This window comes from Mycobacterium sp., assembly GCF_035274705.1.
In the GTDB taxonomy this organism is placed as follows: Bacteria; Actinomycetota; Actinomycetes; order Mycobacteriales; family Mycobacteriaceae; genus Mycobacterium.
Genome location: NZ_DATENY010000109.1, coordinates 1 through 23,856 on the forward strand (window position 1 = coordinate 1; position 23,856 = coordinate 23,856).

Sequence of the window (23,856 nt, forward strand, 5' to 3'; positions counted from 1 at the left end):
CAGTCCCTACGTCGCGCCGCGGAACCCAGCCGAGGAGACGATCGCGGACGTCTGGAAGGCCGTGCTGCGCGTCGACAGGGTGGGTCTCGACGATCACTTCTTCGAGCTCGGCGGCGATTCGCTCCTCAGCATCCGGGTGCACGCACAGCTGAGGGATCAGCTCCGCGCGGACCTGCCAATCGTCGCGCTGTTGCAGTATCCGACCGTGCGCACGCTCGCACGCCACCTCGCTGGCGAGCGCAATGGCGCCGAATCGGCCGGCGCGGCGATGGATCGCGCACGCAAACAACGCGAAGCTTATGCGCGCCAACGCAATCTGACCGGGAGACGTTGACGCCGTGGCCTACTCCGACGCCTACGATCCGCTCGAGGGCACCGCCGTCATCGGCATGGCCGGGCGTTTTCCCGAATCGCCGAGCGTCGCTGCGCTGTGGCAGAACCTGCTCGCGCGGCGCGAGTGCATCACACGCTTCGCGCCCGAGGAGCTTGAGCCCGCGCGCCGCGAGGACATGCTCGCGCGCTCGAGCGCGAACTACGTGCGCGCGCGCGGCGTCCTCGCAGGCGTGGACGAGTTCGACGAGGAGTTCTTCGGCTTCACGCCGAAGGAAGCCGAGATCCTCGATCCGCAGCAGCGTCTTTTCATGCAAGCCGCGTGGGAAGCGATCGAGCATGCAGGCTACGACCCGCAGCGCTTCGACGGCCCGATCGGCGTGTTCGCCGGCGCGACGACCAACAGCTATCACCTGCAGAACCTGCTGTCGCGCAGCGACGTCACCGACCCGCTCGGCCCGATGATGATCATGATGGGCAACGCGAACGACTACGTCGCAACGCGCGTGTCGTACAAGTTCGATCTCAAGGGTCCCGCGCTCAACATCCAGAACGCCTGCTCGACCTCGCTGGTCGCGGTCTGCACTGCGGTGCAAAGCCTGCAGACATACCAATGCGATATGGCGCTCGCCGGCGGCGTATCGATCATGCTGCCGCAGCGGCGCGGTTATCTCCACGAGGAAGGCTCGATCCTCGCGCCGGACGGCCATTGCCGTGCATTCGACCGCGACGCCGCAGGCACGGTGTCCAGCAACGGGCTCGGCGTCGTCGTGCTCCGCAGGCTGCGCGACGCCATCGAGGACGGCGACACGATCTACGCGGTCGTCAAGGGTGCGGCGCTCAACAACGACGGCAGCACGAAGGTCGGCTTCACCGCGCCGAGCGTCGACGGCCACGCGCAGGTGATCTCGATGGCGCAGATGCTCGGCGGCATCGATCCCGCGACGATTTCGTACATCGAAGCGCACGGCACCGGCACCGCGCTCGGCGATCCGATCGAGATTGCGGGCCTGACGCAGGCGTTCCGCGCGGGCGGCGCGGAAGAGAACGGCTTCTGTGCGATCGGCTCGATCAAGTCGAACATCGGTCATCTCGACGTCGCGGCGGGCGTCGCGGGATTGATCAAGACGACGCTCGCGCTGCATCACAGGATCCTGCCCGCGAGCATCAATTTCGAATCGCCGAATCCGAAGCTCGGCATCGAGAGCACGCCGTTCTTCGTCAATGCAGCGCAACGCAACTGGCCCGAGGGGCCGACACCGCGCCGGGCCGGCGTCAGCTCGTTCGGCCTCGGCGGAACAAATGCGCATGTCGTGCTCGAAGAGGCGCCGCGCGCGGAACCAGCGCCGTCCGCGTCGCGCCCCGAACAGCTGCTGCTGCTGTCGGCCCGCGACGCGGAAGGCCTCGATCGCGCCGCGCAGAACCTCAAGGAGAATCTCGAACAGGACACGAGCACCGAGCTCGCCGACATCGCGTACACGCTCCAAGTCGGCCGCCGCCGCTTCAATCATCGGCGCTCCATCGTCTGCCGCAATCGCGCCGATGCGATAGCGCTGCTGACAACCGCCGATCCGAAGCGCGTGCACGATTTCACCGGTGACGCTGAGCCGTCGCCCATCGCGTTCATGTTCCCGGGCCAGGGTTCGCAATACGTCAACATGGGCCGCCGGCTCTATGAATCCGAGCCGCTGTTCGGCGAAACGATCGACGCCTGTGCGCGCGTGCTGCAACCGGAGATCGGCGTCAATCTTCTTGACGTGATTTATCCGAGCGAAGCGGACCGCGACAGCGCGCAGGCGAAGCTGACACAGACCGCGATAACGCAGCCGGCGCTGTTCGCGATCGAGTACGCGCTGGCGCAGCTCTGGATGTCGTGGGGAGTAAAGCCGGATGCGATGATCGGTCACAGCATCGGCGAATACGTCGCCGCATGCATTGGTGGCACCTTCTCGCTCGACGACGCTCTCATGCTCGTCGCGCACCGCGCGCGCCTGATGGAGTGCATGCCGGCCGGTGCGATGCTCGGCGTGCACGCTCCTGCGGACCTAGTCACGGCTGAGCTGACGCCCGACGTGTCGATCGCCGCGCTCAATGCACCGAAACACACAGTGGTCTCCGGAAACCACGAAGCCATCGCCGCTTTCGAGACGAGGCTCGAAGCGAAAGGCATCGCGCACCGACGCCTGCATACATCGCACGCGTATCACTCACCGATGATGGAAGCCGTCGCGGAGCCGTTTGCGAATATGGTCGCCGAGATACCCTGTCGCGCACCGGAATTACGCTGGATCTCGAGCCTCACCGGCCGTCCGATCAGCGATGATGAAGCGGTCGACCCACGCTACTGGGCACGACAACTGCGTGAGCCGGTGCAGTTCTCACGTGGCGTCGGCGAGCTTGTCGATGCACATCTCACGCTCGTCGAGGTCGGTCCCGGCCAGACGCTCGCAGCTCTGTCACGTCAACACGACCGGCGTCTCCCGCAGCAGCTGATCACGACGTCGCTACATCCAGGCCAGGATTGGGGCGCGGATATCGAGCACCTGCTCGCGGCCGCGGGCCAGCTCTGGGCCCGCAATGTCGACATCGACTGGCGCAGATTGCACGGCGATGTGCCGCGTCGTCGTGTGCCGCTGCCTACGTACCCTTTCCGACGCCGGCGTCACTGGGTTGACCCGATCCCGGAGAGCGACGCGCTCCCCGCCGCCGTACCACCCGTTCCTGCGGCGACTACTCCGACTTCCGTTCCGCCCCAGGACATCACCGTCGCGACCAGCGACCGATCCGCAGTCCTACTTTCGCGCCTGCAAACGGTGTTCATGGATCTTTCCGGCTTCGACCCGGCGCTCCTCACGCCGGACGCGACCTTCCTCGAGATCGGCTTCGATTCGCTGTTCCTCACGCAGGCGAGCAACGCGCTGCAGAAGCACTTCGCGACGAAGATCACCCTGCGTACATTGCTCGAGGATGCTCCGACGTTGAACCTCTTGGTCGAGCACATCCTGCCGACGTTGCCCGATGACGCGTTGCCAGCGGCCGCGTTCGCGATGCCGACAGCCGCCCCGGCACCGACGCCCAGCCCGACCGGCGGCCTGACCGATCAGCAGCAGAAGCACCTCGCGGCGATCGTCGAGCGCTACAACCGCAAGACCGCGAAATCGAAAGCCGCGACGGACGCGAACCGCGCACATCTCGCCGATCCGCGCTCGGTGTCGGGCTTCCGCAAGAGCTGGAAGGAGATGGTCTACCCGATCGTCTCCGTGCGCTCATCCGGGGCACACCTCTGGGACCTCGACGGCAACGACTATGTGGACATCACCAACGGCTTCGGCTCGATCTTCTTCGGCCACAACCCGGAGTTCATTCGCGAGGCCGTCGACAAGCAGTACGACGCCGGGATTGAAATCGGTCCGCAGACACCGTTGGCGGGCGAAGTGTCGAAGCTTCTCTGCGAGATGGTCGGCATGGAGCGCGCCGCGTTCTGCACCACCGGTTCCGAAGCCGTGATGGCCGCCATCCGTCTCGCGCGAACGGTGTCTGGGCGCGACAAGGTCGTGATGTTCACCGGCGCGTACCACGGCGCCTTCGACGAAGTGCTTGTGCGCCCGACCAAGGGCACCGACGGCCGGGCAATGCCGATCGCACCCGGCATTCCGGCCGAGATGACCGACAACATGCTCGTGCTCCAATACGGCACACCGGAAACGCTCGAAACGATCAAGTCGCTGAACGGGCAACTGGCCGCGGTGCTCGTCGAAACCGTGCAGAGCCGGCGCCCCGAGTTCCAGCCCCGCGAATTCCTGCACGAGTTGCGCAGAGTGACCTCGGAAAGCGGCACCGCGCTGATCTTCGACGAAGTGCTCACCGGCTTCCGCGTGCATCCGGGCGGCGCACAGGCGCTTTTCGGCGTGCGCGCCGACATCGCGGCGTACGGCAAGGTCATCGGCGGCGGCCTCCCGATCGGCATGATCGCCGGCAGCGCGAAGTACCTCGACGCACTCGACGGAGGCGGCTGGCGCTTCGGCGACGACTCCGGCCCCGAGAGCGGCGTCACCTACTTCGCCGGCGCATTCGTGCGCCATCCGCTCTCGCTCGCAGCAGTGCACGCGGTGCTACTGCGCCTGAAGCAAGAAGGTCCCGCGCTGCAGCGCGGCCTCAATCTGCGCACGACGGCGTTGGTCGGGCGGCTGAAGAAGGTTGTCGCCGAGCTCGGCGCACCTGTGCAGGTCAATCATTTCTCGTCGTGGTTCCTCGTGTCGTTCCCGCACGAACTGCCGCTCGCGCCGCTCTACTACACGCTGATGCGCGAGAAAGGTGTGCACACGTGCGAAGGCCAATTGTCCTTCCTGACACTGGCGCACAGCGATGCCGATCTCGACCGCGTGGTCGCCGCGTTCAGCGCGACGCTCGCGGAAATGCAGGCCGCCGATTTCCTGCCCAAACGCGCCGACGCGCCACGCAAGGGCCGCGACCCTTCCGGGCGCGAGGCGTGGTTCGTTCCGGACCCAGATCGTCCGGGCAAGTATCTGGAGGTGGCCGACATCAATGCTTGACGAAAGTCATTACAAGCCGGTCGATTTCGATCCATTTGCGGAAGTCGAGGCACATTTCCCGCTAACCGAACCGCAGCGCGAGATGTGTGCCGCGACGCTGATGGGCGACGACGCGAACTGCTCGTACAACCAGTGCTTCATATTGAAGTTGCACGGTCCGCTGTCGGTGGAATCGCTGCACACAGCGCTCGCCGACGTCGTTCGACGCCATGCTGCCCTACGCATTTCGATCGATTTGATCGGCGAGTCGCAACACGTGCTGCCCGACGTCGCAGTGGAGCTTCCGCTCACCGACCTCGCAGCGCTGGACGAGCCGGAGCGCGATGCTGCGATCACGCGCATCGTCGATCGCGAGACGCGCACGCCGTTCGATCTAGGCGCCGCGCCGTTGTGGCGTGCGGAAGTCATCCGCGAAGCGCCCGACCGGCATCAACTCGTGTTCACGGCGCATCACGTCATCGTCGACGGCTGGTCCTCGACGGTGATCTTCGACGATCTTGCGAAACTCTATGCCGCCGATCGCGTCGGCCTGCCGGCGACCTTGCCTCCAGCCGCATCATTTCGCGAGTTCGTGGATGACCAGCAGAGCCCTGCCGTCGTCGCGGAAATGGATGCGGCGCTTGAGTTCTGGGCGGCGCAATACGCGAACGACGTGCCGGTGTTCGAACTGCCGCTCGATCGCACGCGCCCGGTGTTCAAGACCTACCCCGCCGGCCGGCAGATCCTTACGATCGACAAGGCGCTCTTCCAGGCCGTTCGCGCGGGTGCTGCCCAGCAGGGCACGACGCCGTTCGTCGCGTTGCTCGCCGCATTCGAAGTGCTCGTCGCGCGCCTCACCTCCGTCGACGACTTCATCATCGGCGTGCCGATGGCGAGCCAGGCGCTGCAGGAGAACGGTCACCTCGTCGCGCACGGCGTCAATACAATTCCCTTGCGCTGCCGCGTCGATTCGCAGCAGACGTTCGCCGAGCACCTCCGAGCGGCGCGCCGATCATTTCTCGATGCACAGGCACATCAGCGCCTCACCTTCGGCACGCTCGTGCAGAAGCTCAGGCTGCCCCGCGACCCGGGCCGCATGCCGCTGGTGTCGATATTCTTCAACGACAAGTTCAACAGCCGGTTCGATTTCGGCGAGGTCACCGTCGCCGGCGTCGAGATGCCAAAAGCGTTCTACAACTTCGAGTTCGGCCTGACCGCGACCGCCGACGGTGACAGCGTCGTGCTCGAAAGCGAGTTCAATGCAGACCTTTTCGATGACTCGACAGTCGCGCGCTGGCTTGCGCAGTACCGCCGGCTGCTCGAACAGGTCGTGGCGGAGCCGACGGTTCCGCTCGCTGCCTTGTCGCTGCTGACACCGGCCGAACACGCCGAGTTGGTCGGCGAGTCCCCGATCCCGACGTTGACCACCCGCGATGCCACATTGCACGCCGGGTTCGCCCGCCAGGCCGCAGCGACCCCGCAGGCGATCGCCCTTAGCGCAGAGACCTCCGCCGGGCGGGTGCAGTTGAGCTACGCCGAACTAGACCACCGCGCCGAGGCGCTGGCCACCTACCTGCGCACCCTGGGTGTGGGCGCCAACCAGGTCGTCGGTCTTCGCGTCGAACGCAGCCCCGACGTCGTCATCGGCATCCTGGCCATCCTCAAAGCCGGCGCCGCCTACCTCCCGCTGGACCCCCTCTACCCCACCGAACGCGTCGCGTTCATGCTCCACGACGCCGCCGTGCACGTGGTACTGACCCAACGCGCGCTAGCCGGCGAACTGGCCGCCCTGCCCGTCGACTGCGTGTGCATCGACGAACCACTGCCACCCACCCCGGCCGACCCACCACCGGCAGTGGCCGGCAGCGGCCAGGACCTGGCCTACGTCATGTACACCTCAGGCTCGACCGGCCAACCCAAAGGCGTACGCGTCACCCACCACAACGTGCTGCGCCTGTTCGCCGCCACCGTGCCCCGGTTCGGCTTCGGCCCACACGATGTCTGGACCCTGTGGCACTCCTACTCCTTCGACATCTCGGTCTCCGAACTGTGGGGCGCTCTGCTGGTCGGCGGGCGCCTGGTGGTCGTGCCCCACGACGCCAGCCGCGACCCGGCCGCCTTCCGCGCGCTGCTCGAACGCGAACACGTGACCGTGCTCAGCCAAACCCCGACCGGGTTCCAAGCGCTCATCGACGCCGACCGCAGCGCACCACCGGGCGCCTTCGCCCTGCGCTACATCCTGCTGTGCGGCGAGGCGCTGCACCTGCAAACCCTGCAACCCTGGTTCGACCGCTACGGCGACCACACCCCACAAGTCATAAACATGTACGGCCCCACCGAGACCACCCTGTACGTGACCTACCAGCAGATCACCCAAGCCGACCTGACCGCGGGCGCAGGCAGCATCATCGGCATGCCGCTACCCGACATCCGCATCTACCTACTCGATACCCACGGCCAACCCGTCCCCACCGGCGTCGCCGGCGAGCTGTACATCGCCGGTGCCGGCGTCGCCGACGGCTACCTCAAGCGCCCCGAACTGACCGCGCAGCGCTTCGTGCCCGACCCGTTCCACGGTGGGCGCATGTATCGCAGCGGCGATCTGGCCCGCCGCCTCGGCACCGGCGAACTCGAATACCTCGGCCGCATCGACCAACAAGTCAAAATCCGCGGCTTCCGCATCGAACTCGGCGAAATCGAAACCACCATCGCGCAACACCCCGCCATAAGCCAAGTCGCCGTCATCGACCGCGAAGACACCCCTGGCGACAAAAAACTCGTCGCCTACCTCGTCACCAACACCGCACCACCCACACTGACCGCCGACCTACGCCAAGCACTGCACACACGCCTACCCGAATACATGGTGCCCGCACACTTCCACTACCTCGACACACTCCCACTAACCACCAGCGGCAAACTCGACCGCAAAGCACTACCCGCCCCTCAACCCGCCAACACCCAGCCGCGCGACATCGTCGATCCGCGTTCGTCGAGCGAGGCGCTCGTCGTCGCCGCGTTCAACGAAGTGCTCCGCCGCAGCGATGTCGGCGTCTTCGACAATTTCTTCGACCTCGGCGGCCATTCGCTGATGGCCGCGCGCGTGATGGCGAACCTGTGCAAGATGGCTCGCGTCGAACTGCCCTTGCGCAACCTGTTCGAACGGCCGACACCCGAGCAGCTCGCCGTCGCGATCGACGCCCTGTCCTGGACGGCAATGGGCAGCGCTCCGCTCGCGCTCGCCGGCCACGGCGAGAGGGAGGAGATCGAGCTGTGACCGCTGCCGACCTTCTCGCCGAGCTACGCAAGCTCGACGTGCACGTTGTGCTCGACGGCGACCGCCTGCGCCTCAATGCGCCGGTCGGGGTCCTGACCGACGAACGCAAGCGCGACCTTGCCCAGCGCAAGCCCGAAGTCATCGCGTTCCTGCGCGAGGCGCAGCGGCTTGCCGCGCAGCAGCGCGCAATCGTGCCGCTCGAATCCGCCGGAACGCGAACGCCGATCTTCGCCGTGGCCGGGCACAACGGCGACGTGTTCGCCTATCGCGCGCTAGCACAACATCTCGGTCCGGACCAGCCGTTCTTCGGCCTGCAGCCGCCCGGGCTCGAGGAAGGCGGCGAGCCGCTGACGCGCGTGGAAGACATCGCGCGCTATTTCGCGGAGCAGATCCGCGCGTTCTGGCCCGCCGGGCCCATGTCCATCGCCGGTTACTGCGCCGGCGGCGCGATCGCGTTCGAACTTGCGCGCCAGCTGACGAATTCGGGTGCGTGCATCACGAATCTCATCCTGTTCGGCGCGCCCTACTGCAAGTTCTATCGTCGATTGCAGTGGACGACGACGGTGGCACGTTACTACAGCAGCCGTTCGATGATGCATGCCCGCACGCTGCGTGCGATTCCCGTGGCCGAGCGCGCGAGTTATCTCGCCCAGCGCGCGAGTTATCTCGCCGAACGCGCGCGCGTGCTGCTGCACCGCGAGGCTGAGGAGCCCTCCGATCCCGTCCTGATCCGACGCGGCGCCGTCGTGGAGGCGACGCTGGCCGCGGTGCGCGCGTATTCGCCGAAGCCGTCCAGCAGCCACATCGACTTCATGATTCCTTGCGAGTCGTGGAAGCATTCGTCGACCCATCCGTTGCGCTGGAGTCGCCTCGCCCCGAGCTCCACCGTGTTCGTCGGACCCGACGACTGCAATGGCGACACCATGCTCCTGCCCGAGCACGCCGCGACGTTCGCCGCATTCGTCGCTGAGGCCCAGCAACGCCATGCTCGAAGCGGCGCGCCATGAAGACCGTCGAGTTGGCTCCGATCACGGACGAAGACGTGGCCGCGGTGGCGGACTTCCTGCACGCCAATCTCAATGACCGAGTCCCCTGGGCTCTAGCATGCTCAGCGGCGCCATGGAAGGTGGAGGCACCTAACCGCGGATTTATGCTCCGGGACGGGCAGCGCGTCGTGGGCGCACTATTGGCTCTCTACTCCGAGCGGCTGGTGGCAGGACGGGTAGAGCGGTTCTGCAACATGGGGTCGTGGTGCGTACTGCCCACCTACCGGTCCCGGAGCATCTTGCTGCTCAAGGCGCTGCTGGAGCAGGAGGGCTACCACTTCACAGTCCTGACGGCCGACGTGGGGCCGCAGGAGGTCCTCGCGTGGTTCAGGTTCCGCTACCTGGATACGTCTGCAGCGCTCGTTCCCAACCTGCCGTGGCCCACCCTTCCGGGCAGAACGAGAATCAGTGCCGATCCAGACGTTATCGAAAAAGCGCTCACCGGAGCGGAGCTGGAGCTCTACCACGACCACGCACAAGCCCTCGCCGCGCATCACCTCGTGCTAACCCGCGGCCAGGACTCCTGCTATGTCATGTACCGGAAGTCTAGGTACAGGGATAAGCCGGTCGCTCTAATCCTGCACGTCAGCAATCCTGAGCTGTTCCATCGTGCTCTGATCCCGCTGACCCGTCATCTGCTGGTTCGTCATCGGCTAGTGGCGACCCTGGCTGAGCTGCGGATCATTGAGCACAAGCCACCTCTGTCGTTCAAGCTGAACAACTGGCCCAAGATGTACCGCAGTGCCAACCTGGAACCCGAGCAGATCGACTACCTCTACAGCGAGCTTGTGTGTGTGCCCTGGTAGCCGGGGCGACTGGCCCCCATGAAGAGAAGCCTGAACGGAAAATGATCCAGGGTGACCAGACGCGCGACGGCATCCGGCGCAGCAGGTGCGTGACGGGTCAGCAAGACATCGTTTTCAGCATCGAGCCCATCGGCGCGCTTGACGAGCTCGAGCCAGAGTGGCGGCGCCTGGAGATCGAGGCCTCGCCATCGTTCTTCGTGTCGTGGAACTGGATCGGCACTCTGCTCGAGATGGTCCCGCCGGAGGCGAAACCGCGCCTGCTGCGTGGCACAGCGGCGGGACGGACGGTGGCGCTCGCCGTGCTGGGGGACGCCGAGATACGTCGGCGCCGGATAATCCGCGCTCGCCGGTGGGTCCTCAACGCCACCGGCGATCCAGCGCTTGACTGCGTCCACTTAGAGCACAACGGGTTGTTAGCCGAGCCGCAGATCGGTTGGGACGGTCTGCTCGACGCCTTCGCCGCAACGAAGGAAGTCGACGAGATAAGCCTCCCCGGTGTCGCGGCCCCCCCGCCCGCCTCCTTGGTCGAGGAGCGGGGGCTGCTTCGTGGGGAGGCGCAAGAGTTGTCCTTCGCGGTGGAGCTTGGCGCGCTGTCCGCCAGTGGCGGGGACGTCGCGGCGATTCTCAGCCACAACGCACGCTCTCAGCTCCGACGAGCAATGCACAAGCTCGAGCCGCTCAGGATCGAAGCAGCGGCGAGCGAAGGTGAGGCGCTGGCCTTCTTCCGAATCCTCAAGGAACTCCACGTCCCCTGGTGGGAGCGGCGCGGCCTGCCGCACGCGTTTGTCCACCAGTTCTTCGAGCGCTTCCATGAACGCCTCATCGAGCGAGGGTTCGCCGAAGGAGCGATCCAACTCCTGCGTGTTTCGAGCGGGGACCGCACGCTCGGCATCCTCTACAACTTTCACCGCGCCGCCCGCGTGTACGCCTACCAGAGCGGCTTCGTTCAGCCGGAGGCACACGAACGTCCCGGCGTCATCGCCCATGCCCTCGCTATCAATCGGGCGTGGCAGGAGGGCGCCGAAGTCTATGACTTCATGGCCGGCGAGAATCGGCTGAAACGAAGCTTCGGGAACCGCACCGAGACATTGTCATGGACCGTGGTCCAGAAGCCACGCCTTCGCTTTCGCGCCGAGCATCGGCTTCTAGGCGACTCGAGGCGAACCACCTCGCCGTATGAGCTCGTGCGGAGGAACAGCCCGGCTAATCGAAGCGGAGTTCACTACGTCAACGGCAGCCGAACCGATCAGCCTGGCGGTAAGTGAAATTGACCAGCTTGGGTTCATTGGTCGTCGCCCGTGACGGTGGGGACGCGGCCGAGGCCTCGGTCTTGGATGCGGTAGCTGCCTCCTTGAGTGCGATGACTTCGGCGTGGCGGAAAAGGCGATTGATCATGACTGCGGCGACGGGTAATCGGGCCGGGCGGTCCAGTTCGGTTTGCAGCGTGCCGCTGTGCAGGCAGCGGTCATTTCGGGTTGGCGTGCCCGCCACCGCCCGACCGTACCTTCACCGTCCCGCAACAACACCCGGGGCGTGGCACCCGGCGTTGAAAGATGTTGACACCAAACGGCATAGCGGTCGTCAGCCAAACAGGCCGGAACCAGTCCCACTGTCGCCAACGCTGTTCCACACCACGAATCGGTGCACCCCGGGGAGCATGCGGCAAATCGAAATTGGCTGCTGGGTGGCATACTGGGGCCATGCGTGAGATTGTTCGCGCCGAATCAACCGTTCCGTTCACCCCGCGGATCGGTCGCCGCGAGTTCGCACGTCTGTCATTGACCATGGCGGCTGCCATCGCCAGTGGCTGTGCGGCCAAGCCGGAAGCCGGCACCGAATTGCCCCCTATCACAAGCACAACAGCGCATATTCTCGATGCCAGCGTGGCGTCTTTTGTCGGCGATTACAGCACTGGAGATTTCAGTCAGTGGTGGGTGCAATGCAAGGACTACAACGGGGAGGGGAGTAGCTTCCCGGGTTCGTACTCTGCGCGCATCGTCGCAGACCCCAGCTACGGGAATGCGGCCCGCTTCGAAGTTCGCACCGGCGATGTTGCGCCGTTCGGAGGTGGTGAGCGCTCCGAGGTGAGTGGGGGCGACAGCTCGGGCGGGGTCGAGGGCCAAGTCCGCTGGTATCGGTTCGCGACAAAGTTCGATCCAACTTTTCCGAGCGACCATGCGAGCCTTGGGTGGGGTTTGACCAATCAGTGGCATGGTGATTCGAGCGCGGGCACTCCGCCGCTCAACTGGAGTGTGAGTGAGCAGAATGGCCAATGGACGCTGCTCGCCGATAGGCAATCCTCTCCAGGCGCCTATCTCGGCAAAGTTGCATTGTTCAGTACTCCCCTCGACGTGGGCAGTTGGCACGATGTGAAGATGCAAGTCTGCTGGTCAACTTCAGACTCCGCAGGGTTTGTCGAGTTGTGGCACAACGGTGTACGCCAGACGTTCACCGACGGGTCCCAGACTTACCATTTGCGCACGCTGGTCCCTAGTAGCGCGGTTCCCTCGGTCTACTACAAGGAGGGCTACTATCGGGAGAACGGCATCGCGCCAACCGGCATCGTGTACCACGCCGCATTCCGGTGCGCAGCCACAGAAGCTGCGCTATAGATCCCCTGCTCGGTCACCTCAGGTCGCGGCACGCCCCGCGAACTCGTGCACGCGCAACGTGAATGCCCCGCTAGACGGTTGACGACTGGCGAGGGCAATCTTGGTACGAATCCATCACTGCCACCCTGCCTTCGGGTATCGGCCATTCTTCCGACTGTTGATTCGTTGTCCGGTCCAGCAGCAGCAGCCGGGCGTTGCTGGGCAGGGGCACCCGTTCCGTGTCAACCAGTTTTCCATCGCTTGCCGGCCGCACGGTATAGAGGACGCGCTCGGACAGCGGCGCTCCGACTTGGACGAGCAACTGAGGCCGGTACGCCCCCACGATTACATAGTCGAGCCCGTCAGGAGAAGCCGCTAGCTTCCGCTTTACGACGGCCGCCACGCAACTGCGTTCATTCTGTATCTCGATCTCGCGGATGACGGGCCCGCTCATATTGAAGCCCTTGATGCCTTGGTGGCGGTCCAGCGAAAAGAGAAAACAGGACACCAGCAACAATGCCGTCAAGACCCAGAGCATGATGTAACGCGCATACCGGCACAGCAGCCAGTACAAGCCCAACAGTGCTGGCATGAGATACGACGCCTCGTCGGGGAGCTGGACAAAGATCAGGCCGTAGAGAATCAGGACGGTCAGGGCCCAGCCGTTGAGTTTGCGACCGACGAAGTCGGGCAGCGGGATACCGCGCCGCTTGTTGATCCAGGCCGAGACCACGGCGCAGGCAACCCCGACGAAGCCGGCGAAGCCGAACAGACCCAGAGTGCTGTTGTATGCCACATACGCCCAGTTGCCATACACCTTGGGCACCTGAACACCGATATTGAGGAATGCAGGCAGAAAGAACGCAAGCGTGATCAGGCCCGAACACAACGCCAGTGCGGCCAAGTGCCGCCACACCACGGGGTTGCGCAGTTGTCGCAGGTCATAATCCACGTACAGCAATCCCAACGGGATAATCGCCAGCGCATAGCTCGGCCTCGACGCTGCGGCCAAACCCAGAAATATCGCTGCCAGCCAGACGCGGCCCGACAGCATGCACAAGGTGGCAGCCAGAAAGAACGTCAGTCCCCAGAGGTAATCCATGGAGCCCAGGCCGGCAACGTAAAACACCGGCGTCAACGACAACGCCAGGGTCCCGGCCACGGCGCGTGTTCGGCCCAATGGCAATAACAATTGGAAGAACAGCGCCGCTGACGCGCCGGATAGCACCGCCGAAATCAGGCCGATCCCAAAACTGCCGGCCCCGAGGTAGAGCATAATCGCGTCGACGTACTCAGGCAGCGGATATCCGGGCACCCTGGACGGCAGGTACGTGCCGGTGTCCAGTAGGCGTTGGGCCGCCGAGATCGCGCGCCACGCATCTGGATCGCTCCCGTAGCCATGTCCCAATAAGGGCAAGCGGCTCAACAGCACAACGAGCGCAAGAAGCAAAGTCAATCCCCATGCGCCGTTGTCGCCAGCGGTAAGGCGCGGGTTCAACCCGGCCAATCCACGTACGTCCCCCGATTTCATGTGGAGCCCAGATTTGCGTATCGGTTCTCGGCCATGTCGACCCGTAGTGATCCGCCGACTTCCCGCAGGACGAGCACTTCGGGGCCTTTGCCGAAATGCTTTGCACCAGTGTCAGTTCCGGCGAAATCGCAGCGCCACTGTCCGTCCCGCCGGCGGTGCGAAATCAAACAGGTGGTGGCCAGCTGCCGGTTATTCCGTCGTCCGGTCCCCGATATCGCTTGCTGCGCCGAGTTCCCCAATTGCGAAACTACGGAATATGTTCCAGCGCCATTGATCATAATCGCGGAAGTGCCCCCGGCTGTGCTTCATCGACCTGAGGTATTGCCGCGCGTGCAGATCGACGTCGGGGGTTTGTGCGAAAAGGACGTAATCGCAGCTCGAAACCCGAGACCTTGAGCCGGAACAGCGCAAAGGAGTGCTGGCTCGCAATTCCGATGCGGGGCAGCGCAAGCGGATCGGAATCGCGGTCCGCGAAGCCGTTGGTCGTCGAGAGCGCCCAGCGGACGCCGTTGCGGTGTAACGCCGACCTCGCACGCTGGTCGAAGTCCTGCACGCCACCGTTGGGATAGGCGAAAATCTCTGGTGCGCCGCCTGTCTCGCGCTCAATCGCCAGACACGATTCGGAGATCTCGTACTCGACTTTCTCGTCGGAGCAGCGCGAGAGGATCGGATGCGTGACAGAGTGCGGGTAGAGAGTCACGCGCCCGTCGCTCGCGAGGACACGCGCCTCCTCCCACGAGAGCATTTGGAACGGTCCCCCATAGGCGTCGAACTCGGGCCCGAGCGCGGCGACGAGCCACTCGACGCGCGCGATGCGCTCCGCGTCGGGGAGATGCTTGAAGTGTTCGACGGCCGCGTCGCGGGTCTGGTTGCGGTCAGCGGGACTCCGAAGCGAAAACTTCCCGAGGCCGGCCGCCGTGAGGTCGACTTCGGGCACCTTCGTTCGCGAGAACGCAAGCCAGAGGCGGTCGGGCCAAAGCGCCTCACCGGTTCCCATCGGCCCTGTCGCGAGGAAGACCGCGGCGGGCAGTTCAAGGTCGCGTAGCACCGGCGCGGCGTGGATCGCTAGGTTGCGCGTCCCGTCGTCGAAGGTCAACGCCGCCGCGCGGCGGGGCAGTGTGCCGTCATGGAGACGCTCGAGGGCCTCGTCGAGCGGTAACACACGAAAGTGTCGGCGAACGTATTTCAGCTCCCGCCGCAGGGTCGCGGCATCGAGAACGTAACTGCAGGGCGGGGAAAGCGGCTCTCCCTCGATCCCGTGAAACATCAGGATCGCAAGTCGCCGGGATCTTCGCCACCGAGCGAACGCCGGGACGCCGACAGCGCACAGGAGCCGTGCGGCGAGCTCCTTCACGGCCGCGCGTGGCAGCAAGTTCGGCGATGCGTCGCACTCGACTAGCTCAACCGTCATGGATGTCTCCTACCCCAGTGCTGCTTGATATGCCTGGACAGTCATCTCGGCAATTGCCTTGGGCGTGAACCGGGCTAGCGCGACTTCATGTCCCCGCTGACCCATCCGCAGGCTTAGGTCCTGATCCTCGAGCAGAGTCAGCAGCCGGTCGGCCAACTTGGCTTCGTCCTCGGATTCCACAACGAATCCCGTCTTGCCGTCGTCGACCATCTCCGGCACGCCACCGACGCGGCTCGCCACAACCGGCTTTCCCGCCGCCATTGCTTGCGCGATGATCGTCGGCGAGTTTTCCTGCCGTGAGAACGACACGACAGCGCGGGCGGTGGCGATCTCATGCCGCAGCCGTTCATTGTCGACCAGATCGACAATGTCAACACTGTCGGCCAACCCCAGAGTTGTCACCCGATCCCGAACAATCTTCGCGTAGGCCGCATCCGGTTGCGGACCGATCAGTGCCAGGCGAGCGTCGGGCACAGCCCTTCGCGCCTGCGCGAACGCATTGACCACGCCCAGCGGGTTTTTCAGGGGGATGAGCGCACCGGCGAACAGCAGCCGCGGCGCGGTTGGCGCTGGCGGCGCCAGCGCGAAGAACTCCACGGCGGTTGGATTGGGAATGCTCACGCGTGAACCCCGGGTCAGTCCGGAGAGTTCCTCGGCATCGTACTTCGAGATCGAAATGACGACCTTGGCGCGTCCCAGCACCCGCCGGGCCACGTTACGTATCAACTTGGCCCGCAACGTATTCCGGAGACTGGGCTCGTGATATAAGTGGGTCTCGACATACGTAATACCGTGCACGGTCACCACGCAATTCGGGCTGCAGCGTGCCGCGATATCGCTGTTCAAGCCGATTTCTTGGCCGTGCACCACGTCTGGGTTCAATTCGGCGATCAGCTTGCGTGCCTTGCGCAAATCCAGGAAGGCCCCGGTGACCATCCGCCACCGGTACTGGCCGCGCATGTAGAAGACTTGGATCTTCGGCGCCTCGCGCCGGTAATCTGTCGACGCCTCACCGTGATGGAAGCGCAGCACGGTGACACTGTCGATGTCGTCGCGCTCGGCCAACGCCGGCACAAGTGTGCCGGTCGCCGACTCGACTCCACCGCGCACGACACCCGGCTCAAGCGGATACGTGCCGATCATCAGCACCTTCAGACCCACACCAAATTCCTCACTTACGCCGGCCGTTGAGCGAGGCCACTAGCGTCATCGCCGCTTGCTCTGCAAAGCCACGGACCGATCGATACCGGGTCGGCGACACCAGTCGTAAGACGCCGATGTAGACCACCGTGAAAAGCAGGCAATCGCCAACAACCGACGCGAGACCTAGCGGCTCGAAGTACTGGTCGGACCTGATGATGAGATGCTCCAAGGGGAAAACCACTGCGAAGGCGACAGATGCCGACAGTGTCGACGGGGCCAGGCACGCAACGACATCGCGGAATGAGGCATTGACCACCGCGCGCGCGAGCAAGACGCTGACGATGCCGCAGACCAGAAACGTGAGCGAGAGCCCGATGCCGACCCCGACGAGGCCAAACGGCAAGAGCAGCACGATAAGCGGCAGGTGGAGCCCCAGGCCGAGCGCGCTCAGCCAGTTCACCAGCGATGACCGGCCGGCACCCTTGATCGCCGTCACGCCAAGCGCTTGGAGCGCTGCACCCACGGCGATTCCCGCCATCGCCATGGCGGCAGTCCCGGCGGGACGCCATTCGTCGCCGAGGAGTAGCACTGCGACTGGCTGGCCCACCAAAACCAACAGCGCTCCGATCGGAAGTGCAGCGAACCAAGTCCAACCGAGCGCGCGCAGGAAAGCATCTCGGAAGCGTGTGCTATTGGCGGAAATTCGCGCGAATGCGGGGAACAGCACGTACCCGAAGATCTCGACGATCGCCATCGCGGGCATGCCCGCCATCTGGTACCCATAACGGTACTGGCCCAAATCCGCCGTCCCAAGACGACGACCGAGGAGCACCTGCTGGAAGGTGTCACGGATGCTGTAGGCCATGTTGTCGAGGAGCAGCGGCAACGAGAAAACTGCCATCTCGCGCCAGATCCGGACCGAAAAGCGTCCGCGGAACGGGCGCCATTTCGCCAACCACCAGCTCAGCACCAGCAGGGTGGTGATCGACGCGTAGGAACCGACGACCATCGCCCACGCGCCGTATCCCAACACCGCGAATAGAATCGATACACCCGCGAACGCGATCTTTGCCGCGGGCTGAACGATCATTCGTTGTTTGAACCGAAATGCGCGCTGCATGAGCGCCTCTGGAACGCTCACGCACAAATAGAGCAGCATAAGTCCCGAGCTCGCCGCCGAGATCTGCCCAGCCCGGGCATTGTGAAACAGATTGCCGATCAGAGGCGAGGCGGCCAAGACCCCAATTCCGAGCAGCAGACCCGTAACAAAGGTCACGACCAACACCGTATTGGCGGCGTCCTCGATATCGTCCTCGCGTTGTATGAGCGCCTGCGCGAGCGTGCTCTGCGCGAACAGCAGTAAAAACCCCGTCAACACTGATCCGGCCGTGAAGACACCCACCTCTTGGGGTCCGAGTAGACGGCCCAGCACAATCGTCTGGACGATGACGACGATCTGGCAGACGACTACGCCGATCGCCGAGTACCCCATCCCCCGCTTGAGCACACCGCTGAGACCACCTTGCGAGGCGCCAAGCTCTGCTGACGTCATCGGATCCGACCAAGGTGGATGCCGAACTGGGCTCGGCGCGCGGCGTTTTGGGAGCGGTTCGTCTCGACAGCGCTCGTCAAAGAATGGATGAACGGATGCAGCATCGGCTACCAGCCGATGCCCTGGTAGTTCGGGGTACCACGCAGTTGCTCAGCGTTGGGGAGCCGCACCAAGTCGATGATCAGACGCTCCGATCCGACCTGTGAGATCGCATCGACGACCTCGGGCGCGCGCGACCCGATAATCAGCACCTCGGCATGCTCGAGCACGGCGTCGACCGTGTCGATCAGCACCTCGCCGATATGAGGCAGCCGCTCATCGATGTAGGTGCGGTTCGCACCTACAAGTCGTGACAGTATTACGTTCGCGTCGTGGATCTTGACGTCGAAGCCCTTGCCAATGAGGCGTTCAGCCAGTTCCACCATCGGACTCTCACGCAGATCGTCTGTGCCCGACTTGAACGACAGACCAAAGATCCCGACTTTGCGTCGACCGTCGGCGATGACGAGGTCGAGAGCACGACGCAAATGGACCTCGTTGGAGACGAGTACGTTCGCCAGCAGTGGCGTATCGACGTCATTGCGCCGCGCCGTATGAGTCAGTGCTCGAAGGTCTTTGGGAAGGCACGAGCCGCCGAAGGCGAATCCCGGACGAAGGTACGCCGGGCTGATGTTGAGTTTGGTATCGGCGAGGAAGATGTCCATGACAGCGTGCGAGTCCAGTTCCAAGGCGGCGCAGATTGCGCCGATCTCGTTCGCGAACCCGATCTTGACGGCATGAAAACTGTTGTCGACGTACTTCGTCATCTCAGCGACCGCGATGGGGACCTGGAAGCGCGGGCCGGGAAGGCCTTCGTACAGTCCCAGCACCGTCCTCGCGCTACGTAAATCCGTAGCCCCCACAACCGTTTTGGGTGGATCACGAAAATCCCGAATACTCGTTCCCTCACGCAGGAACTCGGGATTCACGCACACCCCGAAATCGACATCAGCACGCTTGCCTGATGCCTTTTCCAGCAGCGGTATCAACAGCTTCTCGCACGTCCCCGGCACCATAGTGCTGCGAAATACGACAACGTGCCACCCATCCTTTTCGGCCAGCACCGCACCGATTTCGGACGTCACCTCTTCGAGATAACGTGTCGTCAATCCCCCGCCGGCGGACGAAGGCGTGCCGACACAGATCAGTGAGATGTCGGTGTCCAAGACCGCCGCGTGGGCATTTGCCGTCACTGTGAGGTTGCCCGCGTCGACGACCTCGGCGATGAGGTCGCCGATGTCCTCCTCCACGATGGGAGACCTACCCTGCCGGAGGGACTCCATCTTGTCCGGGTTCACATCCACGCCGACGACCCGGTATCCGCGCGACGCCAGGCAAGCGGCGGTCACGCATCCGACGTAGCCGAGACCGAAAACACTTACTGAATAGGAATTTTGACGGCTCACGATTCGCTCACCAACCTCACGGGGGACGGACAGGCCGCACTCACCACGGCACCGGGGCCACTGATGTCGATCGTCAATCCACGCCGGACGCCATACTCCGACCAACTGACCTCGAGCATCTCACTGTCACGGACAACTTCCGGCACGGAGATCATCCCCGCATCGGCGGTGCGCAACACCGACAGCATTGCCACAGGGGGGGTGGTCCGGGCGTGCACTGTGAGCAGCCATGCCGGCACCCTGGCTTCCAAACGATCCGACCACCAGCCAAGCTGAGAATCAGGATCCGCCCGCACCTGGCCGATTTCGATCGGTGACGTTGCGGCATAGCACAACTGCAGGACCGGAAGTCCATCGCGGGAGACCAGATGCCCGTCCTGGGTAGGAATCCAATCCAGATCCGGATGGAGTGGCCACGACATCGCGATGTCGTGCACTGACAAGCCGTCGAGCAAGTCGACGACGACCACGGTCGCGTCGCCGGGTGGGGCAATCAACCAACGCCGGTGCATCACCGGGTCGTCGAGCCTGCGGTAGCCGTTGTGCTCGGCGTCGACGATGCCGCGGTTGAGATCAACCGACCGCACAGTAGTCGCAGCGTGCCGCCTCCAGTAGAACGGTCCGCCGATCACAGACTGATTGACGCCGTCGACACAGACCGTGGGATGAGCGCGGGTGCCCCGAAGCGCAGTCCGCCATGCCGGCTTCATGTAGTAGCTGCCGGTTCCTGGGTCGACGATGAGCTCTCGACCCTCGGCGCTCAGCGTCACGGCGAGCGCGTCAGCGTGCCCGTGCGCTGCGGTTGACAAATAGCCGAGCGGCCCGACGTCCATCGTCAGCCGGTGCGGACCCGGTCGCAGGACGACCAGCCCACCGTTCGGTGCATACATGCCCGCGCTCGTTTCGCGTCGACGGACACCTGCGCCGAGCTCATGTAAGGGCGTGCCCAGCGCAGTCGCGATCCACGCGCCAGTGAGCGTCATCTCGCCATACCGGGCCGCGGTGACGTTTGCAGTCGTCGCCGCCACGATGCCGAGATGTTCGCGGACCGTACGTTTCGGCTCGGCGCCCAGCCTGAGCGCGAAACCGTCGTCGTCGTCCCCGTACCTGGGGTCCGGGTCGTCGGACCCGACGACGGAGACAAGGTATTGCGCACCACGCTCCAGCGCCGCGACCAACTCTGTCGGCACCCGATCACCGGCCAGCTGCAGCAGCGCGACCACCATCGCGAACAGCTCTGCAGTGAACATCTGGTATGAAATCGACTGCTCGGCACCGGCACCATCGGGCAGAATCAGTCGTTCGGCCTCGGCAGCGAGCGCGTCAACGGCACGCCTATATAGCGATGCGGGTGCAGCCAGCTCGGGGAACAGCAGATGAACGGTCACCAACCCGGTCAGCTCACCGATCAGGTGATTATTGGCCGAACTGAACCGGGAACGGGCGTGCCAGCAGTAGCGGGCACTCGCGTCGAGCATCCGGACCACCCGGCGGTACCTCTGCGTGGTCATGGCCGGCGAGTTCCGCAATCCCTGCAGGGCAATGGCCACCGAGATCGCCCTGATGCCCGCCTCAAACGCACCCCGCCATACGATTCCGGTGCCGATCGGGTTCTGGTCCAACCACGAATCGAGGTGGTCGAACACCGTATCGGCGTATCGCGATTCGCCGGTGAAAAGCCACGCCTGCGCCAGCACTGGCAAATGCTGTAGGCGATTCAGCTCCCAGATCCATTTCGGGTCGCTGCTTGCCACCCGGTGATCAATCCTGCTGCTGGCGATAGCCGGCCAGCGGTAACCGGTGATCGGGTCGTAGTTCCAGTCGGCGACGGGACCGATATTCACACTGCGGTACCCGAAATAGGCGCGTTCACCGGCGAGGATTCGGTCGGCCTCGGTGATCAGTTGGCCAACTTCCGCCGGTTGTTCTCTCGCAACCTGTAGAGCGCGGTCCTGATCGAGCAGCAGCGGCCGCGCACTGGCGTCGCGGAACCGCTCCAACAGCGCGTCCCAGTCGGATACCGAACCTGTGAGCATCCTGGCGTCAGCTTGCTCACGCAATCCATCACGGCTCGCCAGCGTGTCGCCCATACGTCGGGCACGCCACACCATCTCGCGCGGCGACATCTTCGCCGCGCGACCGGCATACCATGCAAGGCGCGACAGCGGTAGGCCTCGGGAAGGGAACACGGTTCAAGTCTTTCGAATCGCTCACACCGACTGCGGCGACGGCGAATAGGCGGCCACCGGGGTTCGTGACGCCTGCTCGACCGGGCGGCGCGCGATCGCATACACGGAAGGTGAGGCCACGTCGCGAATGCCCCGCGAGCGCGCCGCGCGCAACAGCAGTTCGGGCAGTCGGTCGCCGTACTTGAAGCGCAAGTAGTCGTCGGTGATGAAACGGATGTCGGTGAACTCCGCCGCCAGCAGGCCGTGAAGCTCCTTCTCCGAAAAACCGGCGTGTGCCCCGAGCTCATTGCGAAATCGATTGGTAACGCGCGCTCGGTAGTCGCTGAGATTCCACCGCAGCTTTTCCATAGTTGTCGCGTCGAAGGAACCGAGGTAGCCGACCGCGCGGTGCCGGTTTGGGGTTCCGACGAAGATGAGCCCACCCGGGCGCAACACCCGGGCCAGTTCGCGCAGACTTCCAGCCGGCTTGTCGACGTGCTCGATCACGTGGTGGTAGAACACCGCATCGAAGCTGCCGTCGGCGAAGGGTAGCTCGAGAATGCTGCCGGCGAGTAACCGGAAATCTGTCACGCCGGCGTCCAACCATGGATCCCATTGCTCGCTGATGTCCACCCCGACCACAGATCCGCCGAGTTCCCTGCGGATGAACAGCGCCTCATGGCCCTTACCGCAGCCCGCGACGAGCAGCCGCGGTTCGGGTCCCAAGCCTCCGGCCGACCGGACCGTTCGGCAGAAATATTGTGCGCCGGCGTGGGTTTCGCTGGAGATGGCTTCGGTCATGGTTGTCTCCTTGTCGTGAATTCTCGGGGTGTCCCTGCCGAGCAACTGTTCATAGAACCGAACGAGCGCTCGCCGCGACACCTCCCAGGACAGTTCCTGTGCGACCCTGCGGTATCCCGACTCACCCATCTGCCGGCGTTGGCCGGGGTCTTGCAGAAGGGCGTCGATCGCTTTCGCGAACGCGAGTTCGTCGTTGGGCTGTACGTACACCGCTGCATCGCCGGCCGATACGCGCGCCTCGACAAGATCGAAGGACACGATCGGCCGCCGCATCGCCATGTACTCGACCACCTTGTTCATCGTCGACAGGTTGTTGAGCGGGTTCAGCGGGTCTGGCGCCAGGCACACATCGGCCGTAGAAAGACAACGCTGCACGAACTCGTCGGTCACCCGGCCAGGAAATTCCACGAAGTCTGCAAGGCCGAGTTGCTCACTGAGCGCGACCAATTCGTCGTAGGTGTCGCCCGCACCCATGAAGATGCAGTGGACGTCGTCGCGTCCGATCTCGTCGCGCAACAGCTGTAATGCCCGCACCGCGTAGTCGACACCGTCCGACGGCCCCATCACGCCCAGGTACGCGAGCAGATAGGGTTTGCCGCGTCGCAGGCTGGTGTCCGGCTCCCGCCGGATGAAACGGCTCAGGTCAGGTGCGCTACGCACTACCACCACCCGGTCGGCGGCGAATTTGCCGCGCTCGATGGCGACGCGCCGATAGCTTTCGTTCGTCGAGATCACTGCGTCGGCGGCGGCGAAGGTGAGTCGCTCGACAAATCTGGTCAGCCAGTACAGGATTCGCCCACCGTCCGGGAAGCGCGAAAGGTACATTTCGGGCCCCAGGTCGTGGTGGTCGAAAACGAACCGCGTGCCGCCTGGACGCAGAGCCAAAGCGATCAGAAACAGAAGATCCGGAGGGTTGCACGCATGCACGATGTCGATGGGCCCCGAGCGACGAACCCTAATGGCCAGGCGCAGCGTGTGGAATAGCGCGAGCGTGTACTCGAGGACATAGCCGATCGGCCCGCCGGTTGCCTGAAACAACGGATAGCGCAGGATCCGCACACCCTCGATCAGAGCTTCCCGCTCGCGGTCTTGATTGGCACCCGTCGGGCAAATAACCGTGACCTTGAATCCCGCGTCGGTCAACGCCTGGGCCTCTTGCCATACGCGACGGTCGAACGGCACCGAGAGGTTCTCGACGAGAATCAGTATGTGGCGCGTCATTT

14 protein-coding genes and 1 pseudogene are annotated in these 23,856 nt (G+C 64.3%); 7 read left to right on the forward strand and 8 right to left on the reverse strand.

The features are described 5' to 3' along the window. The 6 genes from VJV41_RS22630 to VJV41_RS22655 form a co-directional block, all read left to right on the forward strand. Window positions 1-334 (forward strand): phosphopantetheine-binding protein (locus tag VJV41_RS22630; protein ID WP_325337449.1); only part of this gene is annotated, 334 nt, incomplete at its 5' end. 4 nt (window positions 335-338) lie between these two features. Continuing rightward, window positions 339-4,883 carry a type I polyketide synthase gene (locus VJV41_RS22635; protein WP_325337450.1) on the forward strand — a complete coding sequence of 1,515 codons (4,545 nt, stop codon included), beginning with the start codon at window positions 339-341 and terminating at the stop codon, window positions 4,881-4,883. Continuing rightward, on the forward strand, window positions 4,876-8,139 hold the full coding sequence (locus VJV41_RS22640; protein WP_325337451.1) for an amino acid adenylation domain-containing protein: 3,264 nt from the start codon (window positions 4,876-4,878) through the stop codon (window positions 8,137-8,139). The genes VJV41_RS22635 and VJV41_RS22640 overlap by 8 nt, the downstream gene beginning before the upstream one ends. Then, window positions 8,136-9,146 (forward strand): thioesterase domain-containing protein, encoded by a 1,011-nt coding sequence (locus VJV41_RS22645; RefSeq protein ID WP_325337453.1) that lies wholly within the window; start codon window positions 8,136-8,138, stop codon window positions 9,144-9,146. Before VJV41_RS22640 ends, VJV41_RS22645 begins: the two co-directional genes overlap by 4 nt. Beyond that, window positions 9,143-9,991 (forward strand): hypothetical protein, encoded by an 849-nt coding sequence (locus tag VJV41_RS22650; RefSeq protein ID WP_325337454.1) that lies wholly within the window; start codon window positions 9,143-9,145, stop codon window positions 9,989-9,991. Before VJV41_RS22645 ends, VJV41_RS22650 begins: the two co-directional genes overlap by 4 nt. An 89-nt stretch (window positions 9,992-10,080) precedes the next feature. Next, the gene (locus VJV41_RS22655; protein ID WP_325337456.1) at window positions 10,081-11,256 is read left to right on the forward strand and encodes a GNAT family N-acetyltransferase; all 1,176 of its coding nucleotides are present in this window, start codon (window positions 10,081-10,083) and stop codon (window positions 11,254-11,256) included. A 17-nt stretch (window positions 11,257-11,273) separates the two neighbouring features. Here VJV41_RS22655 and VJV41_RS22660 read toward each other — a convergent pair. Then, window positions 11,274-11,398, reverse strand: a pseudogene (locus VJV41_RS22660) (IS21-like element ISAau2 family helper ATPase IstB); the annotation flags it as partial. A 293-nt stretch (window positions 11,399-11,691) separates the two neighbouring features. On the opposite strand from VJV41_RS22660, the gene VJV41_RS22665 reads away from it, so the two are divergent. Continuing rightward, window positions 11,692-12,603, forward strand: a complete 912-nt coding sequence (locus tag VJV41_RS22665; RefSeq protein ID WP_325337458.1) for a polysaccharide lyase — start codon at window positions 11,692-11,694, stop codon at window positions 12,601-12,603. A gap of 70 nt (window positions 12,604-12,673) precedes the next feature. Here the strand turns inward: VJV41_RS22665 and VJV41_RS22670 are convergent, their stop codons facing one another. From VJV41_RS22670 to VJV41_RS22700, 7 genes are all read right to left on the reverse strand, one after another. Then, complete coding sequence (locus VJV41_RS22670) at window positions 12,674-14,113, reverse strand: hypothetical protein (protein ID WP_325337460.1); 1,440 nt, start codon at window positions 14,111-14,113, stop codon at window positions 12,674-12,676. Between the two features lie 274 nt (window positions 14,114-14,387). Then, a complete protein-coding gene (locus tag VJV41_RS22675; RefSeq protein ID WP_325337462.1) occupies window positions 14,388-15,524 on the reverse strand; it encodes a polysaccharide deacetylase family protein in 1,137 nt (378 codons plus the stop codon). Window positions 15,525-15,533: 9 nt separating this feature from the next. Then, entirely contained in the window at window positions 15,534-16,685 is a 1,152-nt protein-coding gene (locus VJV41_RS22680; protein ID WP_325337464.1) for a glycosyltransferase family 4 protein, read from the reverse strand. A 10-nt stretch (window positions 16,686-16,695) separates the two neighbouring features. Continuing rightward, entirely contained in the window at window positions 16,696-18,219 is a 1,524-nt protein-coding gene (locus VJV41_RS22685; RefSeq protein WP_325337466.1) for an oligosaccharide flippase family protein, read from the reverse strand. Between the two features lie 107 nt (window positions 18,220-18,326). Then, on the reverse strand, window positions 18,327-19,664 hold the full coding sequence (locus tag VJV41_RS22690; RefSeq protein WP_325337468.1) for a nucleotide sugar dehydrogenase: 1,338 nt from the start codon (window positions 19,662-19,664) through the stop codon (window positions 18,327-18,329). Further along, on the reverse strand, window positions 19,661-21,700 hold the full coding sequence (locus VJV41_RS22695; RefSeq protein ID WP_325337470.1) for an alginate lyase family protein: 2,040 nt from the start codon (window positions 21,698-21,700) through the stop codon (window positions 19,661-19,663). Before VJV41_RS22695 ends, VJV41_RS22690 begins: the two co-directional genes overlap by 4 nt. A 174-nt stretch (window positions 21,701-21,874) precedes the next feature. Further along, entirely contained in the window at window positions 21,875-23,854 is a 1,980-nt protein-coding gene (locus VJV41_RS22700) for a glycosyltransferase (protein WP_325337472.1), read from the reverse strand. Window positions 23,855-23,856: the final 2 nt, after the last annotated feature.

Excerpts from the sequence above, each read along its gene's own strand:
- VJV41_RS22640 (WP_325337451.1), top strand. The coding sequence starts at position 4,876 with ATGCTTGACGAAAGTCATTACAAGCCGGTCGATTTCGATCCATTTGCG.
- VJV41_RS22650 (WP_325337454.1), top strand. The coding sequence starts at position 9,143 with ATGAAGACCGTCGAGTTGGCTCCGATCACGGACGAAGACGTGGCCGCG.
- VJV41_RS22665 (WP_325337458.1), top strand. The coding sequence starts at position 11,692 with ATGCGTGAGATTGTTCGCGCCGAATCAACCGTTCCGTTCACCCCGCGG.
- VJV41_RS22670 (WP_325337460.1), bottom strand. The coding sequence starts at position 14,113 with ATGAAATCGGGGGACGTACGTGGATTGGCCGGGTTGAACCCGCGCCTT.
- VJV41_RS22675 (WP_325337462.1), bottom strand. The coding sequence starts at position 15,524 with ATGACGGTTGAGCTAGTCGAGTGCGACGCATCGCCGAACTTGCTGCCA.
- VJV41_RS22685 (WP_325337466.1), bottom strand. The coding sequence starts at position 18,219 with ATGACGTCAGCAGAGCTTGGCGCCTCGCAAGGTGGTCTCAGCGGTGTG.
- VJV41_RS22695 (WP_325337470.1), bottom strand. The coding sequence starts at position 21,700 with ATGCTCACAGGTTCGGTATCCGACTGGGACGCGCTGTTGGAGCGGTTC.
- VJV41_RS22700 (WP_325337472.1), bottom strand. The coding sequence starts at position 23,854 with ATGACGCGCCACATACTGATTCTCGTCGAGAACCTCTCGGTGCCGTTC.